The organism is Anaerosporobacter mobilis DSM 15930, assembly GCF_900142955.1.
Lineage (GTDB): Bacteria > Bacillota > Clostridia > Lachnospirales > Lachnospiraceae > Anaerosporobacter > Anaerosporobacter mobilis.
Window position 1 is genome coordinate 1 of the sequence record NZ_FRCP01000034.1, and the last position, 14,769, is coordinate 14,769.

At 34.4% G+C, this 14,769-nt stretch carries 10 protein-coding genes and 1 rRNA gene; 2 read left to right on the forward strand and 9 right to left on the reverse strand.

Annotated features, from left to right (window positions below):
* Positions 1 to 662 precede the first annotated feature (662 nt).
* A complete protein-coding gene (nagB, locus tag BUB90_RS22715; protein ID WP_073291911.1) occupies positions 663 to 1,400 on the forward strand; it encodes a glucosamine-6-phosphate deaminase in 738 nt (245 codons plus the stop codon).
* Positions 1,397 to 2,554: an N-acetylglucosamine-6-phosphate deacetylase gene (gene nagA, locus BUB90_RS22720; RefSeq protein WP_073291913.1), complete on the forward strand. Its 1,158-nt coding sequence runs from the start codon at positions 1,397 to 1,399 to the stop codon at positions 2,552 to 2,554. The genes nagB and nagA overlap by 4 nt, the downstream gene beginning before the upstream one ends.
* 163 nt (positions 2,555 to 2,717) lie before the next feature.
* Here the strand turns inward: nagA and BUB90_RS22725 are convergent, their stop codons facing one another.
* The 9 genes from BUB90_RS22725 to BUB90_RS22765 all read right to left on the reverse strand — a co-directional run.
* Positions 2,718 to 3,491 (reverse strand): response regulator transcription factor, encoded by a 774-nt coding sequence (locus BUB90_RS22725; RefSeq protein WP_073291915.1) that lies wholly within the window; start codon positions 3,489 to 3,491, stop codon positions 2,718 to 2,720.
* Between the two features lie 38 nt (positions 3,492 to 3,529).
* A complete protein-coding gene (locus BUB90_RS22730) occupies positions 3,530 to 4,399 on the reverse strand; it encodes a carbohydrate ABC transporter permease (RefSeq protein ID WP_073291917.1) in 870 nt (289 codons plus the stop codon).
* Between the two features lie 15 nt (positions 4,400 to 4,414).
* Entirely contained in the window at positions 4,415 to 5,302 is an 888-nt protein-coding gene (locus BUB90_RS22735; RefSeq protein ID WP_073291920.1) for a carbohydrate ABC transporter permease, read from the reverse strand.
* Positions 5,303 to 5,368: 66 nt separating this feature from the next.
* Complete coding sequence (locus BUB90_RS22740; protein WP_073291923.1) at positions 5,369 to 6,733, reverse strand: ABC transporter substrate-binding protein; 1,365 nt, start codon at positions 6,731 to 6,733, stop codon at positions 5,369 to 5,371.
* A 143-nt stretch (positions 6,734 to 6,876) separates the two neighbouring features.
* Entirely contained in the window at positions 6,877 to 8,649 is a 1,773-nt protein-coding gene (locus BUB90_RS22745; protein WP_073291925.1) for a sensor histidine kinase, read from the reverse strand.
* Between the two features lie 172 nt (positions 8,650 to 8,821).
* The gene (locus tag BUB90_RS22750; protein ID WP_073291927.1) at positions 8,822 to 10,267 is read right to left on the reverse strand and encodes a phosphoglucomutase/phosphomannomutase family protein; all 1,446 of its coding nucleotides are present in this window, start codon (positions 10,265 to 10,267) and stop codon (positions 8,822 to 8,824) included.
* Between the two features lie 27 nt (positions 10,268 to 10,294).
* Positions 10,295 to 12,691, reverse strand: coding sequence for a GH36-type glycosyl hydrolase domain-containing protein (locus BUB90_RS22755; protein WP_073291930.1), 2,397 nt, complete (start codon positions 12,689 to 12,691; stop codon positions 10,295 to 10,297).
* A gap of 197 nt (positions 12,692 to 12,888) precedes the next feature.
* Positions 12,889 to 13,959, reverse strand: a complete 1,071-nt coding sequence (locus BUB90_RS22760; protein ID WP_073291932.1) for an HD-GYP domain-containing protein — start codon at positions 13,957 to 13,959, stop codon at positions 12,889 to 12,891.
* Positions 13,960 to 14,471: 512 nt separating this feature from the next.
* Positions 14,472 to 14,769 (reverse strand): 23S ribosomal RNA (locus BUB90_RS22765); the annotation flags it as partial.

Here is a 14,769-nt window from a genome sequence, read left to right on the forward strand (position 1 = left end):
TTATTTATTGAAAATCTTTTTTCGCATTCTATCAAGTAAAACTTGTGAATACGATTAGAATTTTCAGGGTTGTTTCACTGTTCAATTTTCAATGTTCATCACTTTACATTTTCAACAAATTTCAATACATTGAAATCTTGTTTTCTAATGTTTCTATAAGTTGTACCGCTTTTCGACATCTCTCAGTCATTTGCGACAGCTTATCTAGTTTATCATGTTGCTTCCTTGTTGTCAAGCACTTTTTTCAAACATTTTTCATTTCAAATCTTTGTTTTCTGTTCTTGTCAGAAGCGACTGTTATATCTTACAACATCTTTCGACGTTTGTCAACATGTTTTTTCATTATTTTCTGAGTTGTTTTAATTCTTACTTTTTTCAGAATTGTTTATTCATTTCCTACAACTCATCAGCTGACTTGGTCTAGTATAACAGAGTTGAATTCGTTTGTAAAGGGGTTTTTTATGTTTTTTTACCCCCATTAATTGGTATGATTGATTTGTATTCCTATGTGATTTCTTTTTATTTATTGTCTACTTCGCTTAGTTTCATTGAAATATATCTCTAATGTGCTACCATAAAATTGTACAGGATTGGCATCATAATAGCAACAGAACCTGTACAGTTACAAACAATAAAACTATATAATACTGGAGGTGTATGTTATGAAATTTATATGTACTGAAGATTATTACCATATGAGTAGAGTAGCTGCTAATATTATATCCGCACAGGTCATTATGAAACCGTCATGTGTTTTAGGATTAGCAACTGGCTCCACTCCCCTTGGCATATACAAACAACTTATTCGTTGGTATGAGAAGGGCGATTTAGATTTTTCCAACGTTACTACTGTTAATTTAGATGAGTACAAATCTCTATCACCTGATAACGACCAAAGCTATCGTTTCTTTATGAATGAGAACTTCTTTAATCATATTAACATTTCTAAAAACAAGACTTATGTTCCAAATGGTCTAGAACTTAATGAGAAGAAAGCATGTAGTGACTATAATTCTATTATACAATCTGTTCATGGTATCGACTTGCAATTGCTAGGTATTGGCCATAATGGTCATATTGGTTTCAATGAACCTGGAGGTGCATTTGAAAAGGAAACTCACTGTGTTGATTTAGCTGAAAGCACAATTCAAGCAAATGCTAGATTCTTTTCGTCTTTCGACGAAGTTCCAAAACAAGCTTATACAATGGGTATAAAATCAATTATGCAAGCCAAGAAGATTCTTGTCGTCGTTTCAGGGGAAAATAAGGCTGACATAGTAGAAGAAGCATTCTTTGGACCTGTAACTCCAAAAGTACCAGCTTCTATTCTTCAATTACATCCTGACACTACTGTAATTGGCGATAAGGATGCTTTTATGAAAGTGAGGGATTCTATATGATTATTAAGAATGGAATGATCTATTCTGATCAGAACGCTTTTGTTCCCTTAGATATCATAACAGCAAATGATACGATACAACAACTGTCGATTAATGAAGATGGAGCACAGTGTTATGATTCAACTAACCATCAAGTAATTGATGCAACAGACTGCTACGTAATACCTGGACTAACTGATTTACATTTTCATGGTTGTGTTGGATTTGATGCATGCGATTCTGCTATTGATGCTATAGAAACAATTGCTTCTTATGAATTGTCCCACGGTATCACTACTATTTGTCCGACTACGATGACATTACCCGAGGAAGAATTACTATCAATTCTATCTACAATACATAACTATAAAACAACACATTCTGACCCAAACCACGCAGATGTTTTGGGCATATATCTTGAAGGTCCTTTCCTTTCAAAATCAAAAAAGGGAGCTCAAGATAGTACTCATATGGTGGCGCCAAATGTTTCTTTATATGAAAAGTTAACCACTGCTGCCCACGGACTGATAAAGTTTGTAGCGATTGCCCCTGAAGAAACCAATGCACTAGACTTAATTGAACGATTTCATAATGAGGTAACTTTTACCATTGCACATACAATTAGTGATTACGATACTTGTATGCAGGCCTTTAATGTTGGTGCAAGACAAGTTACTCATCTATTCAATGCTATGCCTAGTTTGCATCACCGTTCTCCTGGTGTAATTGGAGCTGCTTTTGATAGTCCCCATAGTCATGTTGAATTAATTGCAGATGGTAATCATATTCACCCTAGTGTGGTTCGTTTAACCTTTCAATTATTTAGTGATGACCGTGTTATCCTTGTTAGTGATAGTATGTGTGCCACTGGAATGCCTGATGGTAACTACTCCTTAGGCGGGCAAGATGTATATGTGAAAGATTCTGTTGCCGAACTTGAGGACCAAACCATAGCAGGTAGTACTACCAATCTATATGATTGTATGTGCAGGGCGGTCAAGATGGGAATTCCACTTGAAAGTGCGATTAAGGCAGCTTGTGAAAATCCAATCAAAGCACTTGGTCTATATGATACCTATGGTAGTATAACACCTAATAAAAAAGCCAATTTGCTCGTTGTATCAAAGGATCTACAGATTCGTCACATCATAAAAGATGGTAAGCTTTTCAAATAAACTCATCTCTTAAATTGTAGAAGACGAAGACAATCTCTAAACACAGAGTGTTTTCAATATGTAAAAGAGTTTCTAATAACTATATAGACTAATAGAAGGAAGTCGCACGTATTCTAAATCGTGCGACTTCCTTCTATTTGAATTAATATTCTCATTTTCTTCATCATTTATTACCTAATACGGTATTCCTATAATCATTAGCTGATTTGCCTACCTGCTTTTTGAATACTCTTGAAAAATGTGCTATATCTAAAAAACCAACTTGTTCAGCAATGTCTCCAATTCGAAGTGCTGGATCTTGTAATAACACTCTAGCTTTTTCAATTCGCACATTGTTTAATATCTCCGAAAAATTCTGTTCCATATGCCTATTTAATAACTTACTAAGATGCCATTGGCTAACATAAACTTGATCTGCCACATCGCTTAATTTTAGTTTCTCTTGATAATGCTCTTCAATATACCGAACTGCATTCTTAACTATAAACTTTCCTGCTGGATTTTCATCGATATGTTCTTCTTCTTTTTCATCATCAAGTAAGTTACTAGACTGTGCTTTCTTATCACTCAAATGATTTGTGATAAAGGACAGTGCTTCTTCAATCTCATCCATCTTTGAGGGCTTTAATAAGAATCTTGTTACGCCGAGATTTATTGCCTGTCTAGCGTAATCAAAATTCCGATACCCCGTTAGTATAATAACTTCTAAATCAGGAAATTGTGATTTAACACTGGCTATCATACTTAGCCCATCCATTTGTGGCATGCTAATATCTGAGACTATTATATCAGGTCTTACTCCGTTAATTAGTTCTAATCCATCTGCCCCATTATAGGCAACTGCATCTACTTTACAATTCCACTTCTCCCAAGGAACGATCTTCTGCAGTCCTTCCACTATAATGGGTTCATCATCAATAATCATAACTTTATACATAGATTCGCCCCCACTAAGTAACATTGATACCTTATATTCTATCCCTTTAATGCACCTGCCGTCAAACCTTTTACTATATATTTTTGCAAACATAGATAAATTATCAAAACAGGTATTATTACTAAAGTAACTGCTGAAGCCATCAATCCATAATTTGTACCTTCCATGGAAGTTAACTCACCTAATAAACGAGTAATTGCCCATTGATTTTTCAAACGTAACGTGAACATCTGTGTAAATAAATCATTATAGCTCCATAGGAACGTGAATATTGCTACTGTTGCAAAAGAAGGTTTTGTCAAAGGCACAACTACTTTAAAATATATTTTATATACATTACAGCCTTCTATGTATGCTGCTTCTTCTAAATCAATAGGTAGACTTTTTATATACCCTATCAGTACCACAATTGCAAATGACATATTACCTGCAATTTGCGGTAATGCAGTTGCCATTAATGACAACGCTGTACTCTCTGTATTAACGATTCCCCATGAATTCATCATACGGAATACCGGAATGATTGTAGAGAATATAGGAAACATCATACCTGCAATTACTAAGTTATATAAGAATTGTTTTCCTCTAAAATGGTATCTTACTAGCGCAAAGGCTGCAAAACCCGCGAATAACATTACTACAAACATTACTGTACAAGATATAATTAAACTATTCTTATACGCTCCTAATATATTCAATTTATTGAAAGCCAATCTAAAATTATCTAATGTTGCTTTAGCTCCAACAGGAATTGTGAAGGAATCCGTTAGAATTAATCTACGATCCTTGAATGCATTAATAACTACCCATACAAGTGGATATAACGTAGTTATTGCCCATAAACTCAAGAATACATATGCAATCATTTTTCCGATTGAGGGTTTCTTTCGCTTACCACTCTTACTCATATCGTTACCCCCTGCTTAATAGTCTTTTTCTTTAAATAGTTTGTTTGCTACCTTGGAAAGTATAATTCCAAGTACTACAATAACAACCGCTATGGCTGAACCATAATCCACGTTGTTTGAATTAAATGTCTGATAATACATGTACGTACCCGTTAAAAATGTTGAATTAACTGGCATTCCTTTTGGGAACATAATCCATGGTAAATCAAATACTTTCAGTGCACCTGTAACAGCCAATATAATACATGTACAAACCACGTTTCTAAGAAGTGGTATAGAGATGTAAAATACTTGTTGTAGTTTCGTAGCACCATCCACAACTGCTGCTTCGTACAATTCTTCTGAAATCGTATTCAACCCTGTGATCAGTATTACAAAATAAAATCCTACATATTGCCACATTACAGGAATGAGCAGAGTCATCATTGCATGATGTTGATCTTTCCAGTCAATCAAACCGGAGAAACCTAATATTTCCAAAAACTGATTTAACATTCCTTTATCATAAAGGAAGATTAAGTTAAACAATAGACCTAAAGCCGTTGCTGAGATTACAATTGGCAAGAAATATACAGTTTGAAAGAATTTTTTTCCTCTCCCTATATTATCTACTAGTAATGCTAATAGTAAGGCCATCCCTACCTGACCAACTAATGTCGCAATGATCATGATTATTGTATTCTTAATTGCAATCCTCATATTAGGATCTTCTATCATTGTTTTATAGTTAGCATACCATGGTTCATTAAAACCTTTCGCTGCTGTACCCAATCCCGTAATACTTTGAAAACTGTTTACAATATTTCGAATGAATGGATAATAGAGAAAGATTGTCATAAAGATGAATGCTGGGATTAAAAAAACAAAAATAGGTGTTTTCTTTTTGTATATGTTTGAATTCATAGTCTCACCTTCTTGTTATGAAAAGGGCCATTGCATGGATAGCTAACAGCCCTTTTAATTATACTATTATCGTGCAGCTAATAAATCTAATACTTGTTGGATAGCGTCTTTAATATCTACTGTACCTGATACAAGATTTGGCATTCCATCAAATACAGGAACTCTACATTCTGTAGGAATAAGATCTTGTAAAGCACCAGTCATAGATGTAGCACCAGCTGCCATCTTTATACCTTCTTGTGCTAACGAAGATAATTGACTTTCATCTACAGTAACACCATTCTTTAATGCAGTTGCTGAATATTGAGCAAATTGAGATACTAATTCATCTCTAGTCATATAAGTGATAAAGTCTACAGCAGCAGCTCTCTTATCAGGATCATCCCAAGCTTTACGAGTAATATAGTAACCTGAAGATAAACCACCAATAATGTCTGTACTCTTACGAGCATTCTTTCCTGGAACATATGTAACTGTGAAGTCATCTACCTTATCAGTTAATCCTTCGATACCACCAACTTTCCATGAACCATCAATTAAGAATGCTGATTTTCCTTCAATAAATGCTTGTACGGTATCATCATCAGTTCCAGTAAGTGTATTATCTGGGAAAAATCCTTTTTCATATAAATCCTTAATATCACTAAGTCCATTAAACCAAGCTTCTCCTTGCTTATCTGAAACTTCTTTAGCTAATGTATTATGTTTACCTGTCTCTGAGAAATTATAGATACTGTATTCAAACCAATAATGAGGTACTGTTGCTAGTGAAGCTGCAATAGGTGTAAATCCTGCATCTTTAATTTTTTGACAGATATCTAAGAATTCATCCCAAGTAGTTGTTGCATCTGGCATCTTAACTCCTGCTGCTTCAATTACTGTTTTATTTACGAACATTCCTTCCCAATAACCATTTACAGGAACTGAATAATTCTTTCCATCTACTGGAGATGCTCCCATCATAGCATCTTTCATATTGCTTGCATAATCTGGGTATTCTGCTCTAATTTCATCGATTGATACTACTTTGTTTCCTTCAATAAGAGTATTGGAATCTACACCATTGAAGAAGAATAATACATCTGGTTCTGCTCCAGCTTCGAAGTCAGCAAGAACACGAGCTTTGAATGTTTCATCAGATGTTGCAGATGAATCGTTAACCTTGTTACCAGTTTCTTTTTCCCAAGCTTTTACTGCATCTTGGAAGTTTTGAGCATTTCCATCATTACCTGCGTAAGTAGTTGTAACATTAATGGATACTGGTTTTTTTGGTTCCTCTGGTGTAGTTGTTTCTGTCTTATCTGTTGTCTCCGTTGTCTCTGTTTTGTCAGTTGAAGTGCTTGTGTTCTTTGCATTGTTTTTGTCCTTACCACATGCTGCTAACGAAAAAGTAAGTACTAAAACTAGCATAATTGATATAACTTTCTTCATTTCTTATTCCTCCCTTTTTTTATTGATGAAAATGTATAAACTTGTAAACACCTCTCGAGATAATGTTAACTGATATTTAATACATATCATCTACTAATAGAATAGTACAAATTCAACAAAAGGTTAATGATTAGGGTTGCTATTTATTGTATAATATTGTTGTGTAATACTGCTTTACCTATTCGAATCCTACTAACCGTATGGTTATTTTGATTAGTATTTATAGTCAAACCATACCTTTCTCCATACAAAATCCTCAAACGCTGGTTAACATTACGTATTCCTAGGTTCAAACTTGTTTCTGAACCTAATACACCCTCGGAATTTAATATCTGATTGATTTTTTTAATGTCCTGGTCTGTTAATGTCCCATTATCTTCAATGTCTACAACAATATCCTCCATATCTTCATAGATTGATATAATAATCTTCCCTTGCCTTAAGGTACTAGTTCCATGTTCTATAGCATTCTCAACAATTGGTTGAATTATCAACCTTGGGACTTCATATGTTAATAGTTGTTCATCAATATTTTTAACTACTTCAATTTTACCTTGAAATCTCTGTCTGATAATATATAGATACGAATCCACGTAACTTAACTCTTCTTCTAATGGAATAACATGTTGATTCTTTCGGTTCATGGTAGCATTTAACATCGTAGACAATGCTTCAATCATTCCACTTACACGTTGATTTCCACCAAGTCTCGCCTCCCAGTTAATAATCTCTAATGTATTATTAAGAAAATGTGGATTAATCTGCGATTGTAGCGCTTTAATCTTAGCATCCCTCAATGCTAATTCTTCCATATAAATTTGCTCAAACTGATACTGTAGCTCCAATGACATTTCATTAAAAACATTTCCTAAGTAATCAAATTCATAACTGCTACTTAACTTAGTCACCTGAAATCCATACTTTTTATTTGTAATCTTATGTGCCGCTTCAACAAGGGATTTAATCGGCTTAGTTACTTTGCGATTAAAGAATATAATTACCATCATTACTAATGGAATCATAAAAATTAATACGATAACCCCTATGTATTTGACCATATCTAATTCCCCAATAATCATATTCGAATCCAATTGTATAACAAATGCTAGCTTATGTTGATCCAATTTACTAACGCGGTAGACAACATCTTTTGAATCCCTATTGTGATAATTGCTCTCATCTGTAACAGTAGTAAGCTCATCCTTTGATAAGATATTGTCTATATTACTATTTAATAGCGGTTCTCCATCCATATAGATTTCTCCTATCTGATATCCCCAAATGCTCTTTAAACTCTTAAACATGGATTTTGTGTTAATCTCCATTACAATTACAGCATAAGGTTCAAAATTAGATTTTACTAGGTTACGAATCATATATAAATGTCCCTCAATATTAAGTAATTCAATATTCGTATCAATATCCACTGCCTTATCAAGTACTTTCGATAGTCCTATTCGCTTAAACTCGAGTACACTTGTATAGGTGGCTTCCTTTGAATTACTATATGTAGAGTAAACCATGCTCGGATCATCTAAGAACACCAACATAGTACTCAGAAAGCTTTCGTTATATTTATATTGTTGGGCTAAGAACTGATTAACCGTGTCATAAAACTTTCTCTTATCTTGGTCTTTTTGGTAGGCGTAATAACTATCACGAATAGTAGATATATACGACGCATTCCTTGATGCAAGTCTCGCTCCCTCCATCTGCATCAGACAAATCTCAACCGCTTTATCCGATGAAGAGATAATAGTGTCTTCTGTCTGTCCACTTAACTTAGTTGACATGAAAAAAAGCATGATAAATACTAGTAATGCTAGCGGTAGCAGCCAACATAAAACAAGCATTCGTATCATGCTCCATTGAAGAGATTGTTTCTTTTCATTTTCTTTTTCATAATCTATCTGCATAGTTTTCCTCCTATACCCCTTATTCCATTCTTTATCTTTATAGTACAAATACACACGTACAATACATCACATTTGCTATGGCAACAATTATGATGTAATTTACGTGTGTTTATAAATTCTCATGGTTTATTATTAGGGATATTGTTTATCTTATACTTAGATTATATCAATACTAGCAGGTGGAAATCAATGAATTCTTATCATCACATAGATGTAAGAATTCAGCATAAATATCGCAGATATTCTTAGCTTCTTTCTCTGTCGGCATTTCACAGAAGATACGTAATAAAGGCTCTGTTCCAGAAAACCGGGTGATTACCCAGCCACCATTCTTAAAGTATACTTTACTTCCATCTATATAAGATACATGATCAATTTCATATGGAAGATCTGGAATTTCCTTCTCTTCCATAAGCAAATCATACATAGCCTCCTTCTTCTCTCTAGAGAATCGATAATCCCGTTCCTCCATGTAGTTACTTCCAAATTCTTCTTCTACTTCTTTACTAATCTCAGATAACTTCTTGCCTGTAACAGCAATCATCTCAACAAGTAGCATCGCTGCGTAGATACCATCTTTTCCATGAATGTGTCCTAGTACAGTTAAACCACCTGATGATTCGCCTCCAATGATTGCATTCGTCTCTATCATCTTAGCAGAGATATGCTTAAATCCAACAGGTACTTCATAGCACTCTTGACCAAATCTATGTGCCACTTTATCAAGCATATGAGTGGTTGCAATATTTCTTACTACAGGCCCTTCCCAGCCTTTGTATCTTGTCAAATAATAATATAATACAACTAAGATTTCATTGGAATGAAGAAATCTTCCCGTATCATCAATAATACCAATTCGGTCAGCATCTCCGTCTGTTGCTATTCCAATATCATAATGCCCTTCTACTACGGTGTTTTGCAAGCTTCTTAATGTAGCTGCCGATGGCGAAGGTAATTTACCTCCGAATAAAGTGTCATGACGTTCATGAATGGTTTTCACATCACAACGAGCCGTATGTAGAATCATATTGAGTGAAGTTTCACTAACCCCATACATTGGATCCAGCGCAATTCTAAGATTTTTCTCTCGGATTGCATTCATATCAACTGCTTTAATTATACTATCCAAGTACTCATTGAGTGGAAAGATTTCAACAATCTTACCTGCCTTTTTCCCTGCTTCATATTCCATCTCAACGATGTCATCGAGTGTAAGTTTATTAATATAGCGTTCAATATCTTCTGTCTGCTCCTCATTGGCATCTCTACCACCATATGTAAACACTTTGATTCCATTATATATGGCTGGATTATGACTTGCTGTTACCATCATACCATAATGCATCTGATGATTCATAACATAGTACATTACAAGCGGAGTTGGTACCGAACGATTTATTAAATATGCTGTAATTCCTTCTGCAGCGAAAATCTGTGCTGCCCACTGCATTGCTTCCTTTGCTAAGAAACGACGGTCATATCCAATTACAATACCGTCTTCCTCCACTCCTTCTTCTTTCATCTTCTCAACCATGGCTCTTGCTAATAATTGAATATTCTCTTTCGTGAATTCATCTCCTATTATTGCACGCCATCCACCAGTACCAAACTTAATCATTATATAATCATGCTCCTTTCCTTCATTTTATCCCATTATGATCTCAACTGTATGGGTTGTATTTGGTTCTTGTACATTAATTTGTTCTACTTCCTTACCATCTACAATTATTTTCTTAACACCTTTCATTACACCGTTTGGATTCGTTACATGAATATTATAAGTAGCCTCTCTCCATACTCTTGTAACATCAAATTCCTTCCAATCGCTTGGAATACATGGATCTATTTCGAGGTAATCAAAATCAGGTCGCACACCTAATATATATCTAGTTGCAGAAAAATACGCCCAACCTCCTGTACCAGTCATGAAAGGATGTCTTGCTCTACCAAAAGCTGTATGATCCGGACCAACTACGAATTGACAATAAGAGTATGGCTCTGCTTCTCTAACTTCAATCTTATCATTTTGATAATATGGGCATAACGCATTGTAAAATTCTACTGCACGGTCTCCACGTCCAATCATACATTCCGCCGCCCATGCCCAAGGATTTGGATGAGAGAAGATTGCTCCATTTTCTTTTAATCCTGGGTAAACTCTTGTTACAAAACCAATAGAATCATCTGGCTTTGTATAAGATGGTGCATTCAATCGTATGCCATAAGGAGTAAACAGATATTCATACACACTATCCATAGCTTTTGTTGCTTTTTCATCATTTGCTGCTCCTGATAATACTGCCCAGGTATTGGATTCTAGATGTACTTTTCCTTCTATATCCTTACTTGTTCCAATCTTAACACCTTCTTTTGTTATTCCGCGTATAAACCAGTCGCCATCCCATAGAACATCATTACAAACTTTTTTAACTTCCTGTGACATCTTTGTATATTTATCTATTTCTGCCTGACGTCCAAGCACTTCAGATAATTGTAAGAATTTATCAATTGCCCAATAATGAAGAAAAGATACCATAGCACTTTCTCCTCCACCAAGGTTCAGACAGTCATTCCAGTCTGCTCTTAGCCCCTTACAGATTCCTGTACTACCAACTTGCTTGTATGAAAAATCAAGTATTTTTTCCATATGTTCATATATAGTACCTTCTCCACCATCTGCATAGGTAATAATCTGATCTACAAATCCCTTGTCTCCAGTTTCTTTTATGTACTCTACAATCGATGCTATTAACCATAATGCATCATCTGAACATGCATCTTCAATTCCATGTACTATACTTTCTTTAGATGCTGTTGGTACAACGGTTGGAGATTTGAATGGCTTTTTATCTTCTTTGCTTTCTTTCTTAAACCATTCTGGTTGGAATAAGTGAAGACCATACCCTTCTGATACAACACCTTGTAGTAATTGAATAATACGCTCTTTACATTTTTCCGGATTTGAATGAGGAATTGTCATAGCATCTTGTGCCGTATCTCTGAATCCCAAACCTGTTCTTCCACCTACTTCAATAAAAGAGGCAAATCTTGAGAACATTACGTTAATTTCCGATTGATACAAATTCCATGTATTTATTAAAACATTCATTCCTTCATTCGGTGTTTGTATTTGTAAACATTTGAATTTGTTATCCCAATAATTTCTTAAATCAGTATATACAGCATCTACATTTTTTAAATCACTATATTTTTCTCTGATTTTTTGTCCTTCTTCACGATTTCCCTCTCCAAGCATATAGATTACTCTTATTTCTTCGCCTGGTTGTAAGATTATCTTTTTATGAAGAGATCCACAATGATTATTACCTAATTCTGATGAATTGCTGCAGTATCCTCGTTCAACCGCAACCGGATTATCTTCTGTATGATATAATCCTAAGAATTTATCTCGTAAGCAATCATAGCTATCTGGTTCAAAATTCGCCGTAAAATACTGATATCCAAACTCTTCATAGAATAAATCATATTCGATCACTGAATCTTTATAGTTAGAGCCTGCACAATATAGGCTCATCTGATAATTCTGATTGTCAATCATAATATGGTGATAAGAGAATTCACAATAAGAGAATAAGCTTAGCTCTCTTACCTTATCATCTTCGTTCTTAATTGTTACATCCCATAATTCAACATTATCCTCAATTGGGACTACTAGTGTTTGTTTTGCTTTGATCTTATCATGTTCACACTCATATACAGAATATGACATACCATGTCTACAAGTATATGAATATTCGTCCAAAGGCTTATTCGTTGGCTGCCAAGAAACACTCCAATAATCCTTTGATTCTTCATCTCTTATATATACATAATGTCCTGGTCGATCCATTGGTACACTATTACCTCGGAATCTAGTCATTCGATGGTATTCTGGGGATTTGTAAAATGCATATCCTCCTGCCGTATGATTAACTACCACACATAGATCTTTTACCCCAAGATAATTTGTCCAAGAAGTTGGTAAATCTACTCTTTCAATACAATATTCCCTTTTGTCTACATCAAAATATCCATATTTCACTGTTCATTCCTCCTCTAGAAAACTTATATTTAATATACTCCTCTAGTAAAATTATACCGATGCCTCTTAAGAAAACATACTGTAAACCATGCGAAAATTTGCACATTCTTGCTGATTAAAGCAAAAATATAGCCGGAATTTCTTCTGTCTAAATTCCGGCTTTTGTTATAAATTTTTGATTGTTAATTATGCATCTATTATACAAATTTTATAATTTGTAATTCTTTTTTCTCTGATAAATTAATAAATTCTTCACCGCATTTTAAAGTCGGCCTAGACATATCAGACTTATTAATATATATAATTCTGCCTACTCGGTTATCACTAAGGAGCACATCACATCCTATATACGTATCCATAATCCCTGTTAGGAATACCATTATATACTGTGTATCATACTTTGACATACCATCTTTTTCGAATTCCCGAATTAATGAAAAAGGATTTCTTGCTCCATCTTCTGTCAATGTTAATTCATCATAGGCATCCGCTATTGTTACTATCTTTGAATATGTACATATCGTGGGACTCATAATCTGTAATGGATACCCTGAACCATCAACTTTCTCATGATGTGTTAATGCTGTTAATCCAATTTGACGATTAAGTTCGCGTTTCATTAGATAACGATATCCGTATATCGTATGTTTCTGTAACAAATCCTTATCCTCTTTGGTAAGTTCATCTTCCTTCTTTTGTAAGATTTCTTCTGGCATCATTAACATTCCTATATCATGAAACAATCCGGCAAGGGTAATATCGTTAATTTCTTTCTCTGAAAACTTTAGCCATTTGGCCAAAACATTGGATATTAATGCTGTATTCAAGCTATGCATATACATTCGATTTTGTTTCAACTGCATACCATACAAGGCATCAAATAATTCATTTGTGTTATCAACTTTATGTAAGACAGTATTTATCCCACTAATGATCTCTTCTTTATTCACCTTTTTGTCACGAGCAATTACATCATTAAATTGACCTTGAATATTAGAGTAGCATAGTGTGTACTTATGGTTAATCTCCTTAAACTTAGTAGTTTTACGAATTTCCTTAAGATGTGTTTCTAACCCTTCTAGCCTTCTATCCTCATTGGATGTGTCCAGTATCCTTACTTCATAGATATTATTATTTTCTAGTAGTTTTAAAACACGATTGTCAACCACTGTTCCACTATTGACTAAAATAGTACCATAGGTAGTTAATACATCTCCATAAATAATCATATTTTCTTTTAAATCTTTACGTTTAATTAACCTCTTCATTGTTCTCTCCTATCCTGATTAAGATTACTCAATTAAGATTACTCTCCTACGCTTTATCATAAGTTACTGATAAGTATCTTTATTTTATCAAAAATATTTTGACTTTCATATCGGTAAATAGTTTCATTCTTTGGGTATAATATCATATCATTTACCGATTTGCTCGACTATTTCGGAGTTTTTTTCCTTATTACCCCAAATATATCTTCCATATGGTTACGTGTTTTATTAACTATTTATTATCCATTTACTTCACCTATGCACAAATTAGTTCCCATTGTACCAAAAACACCTAACCGAGTGGTTACGTGTTTTCATTATCTAATTATTACAATTAGCTAATCACGCTTATAAATAACATACCATATATATGTAACTAATCATATATAAGTAACTGATTACGTTTATGTCACTGATCACATGCAAAAAAAGCCATTAATCAATTACAATTAATGGCTTTCCTTTTCTTATATCTTCAAAACTACACATTGAATTTTTGTCAGATCATTCTTTTGGTTAAGCCCTCGACCTATTAGTAACAGTCAACTGCATGTGTTACCACACTTCCATCTCTGTCCTATCAACCTGATCGTCTTTCAGGGGTCTTACTAGCTTGTGCTATGGGATATCTTATCTTGAGGGGGGCTTCACGCTTAGATGCCTTCAGCGTTTATCCCTTCCAAACTTGGCTACTCGGCCATGCACTTGGTAATGCAACCGATACACCAGAGGTTCGTCCAACCCGGTCCTCTCGTACTAAGGTCAGCTCCTCTCAAATATCCTACGCCTACGCCGGATAGGGACCGAACT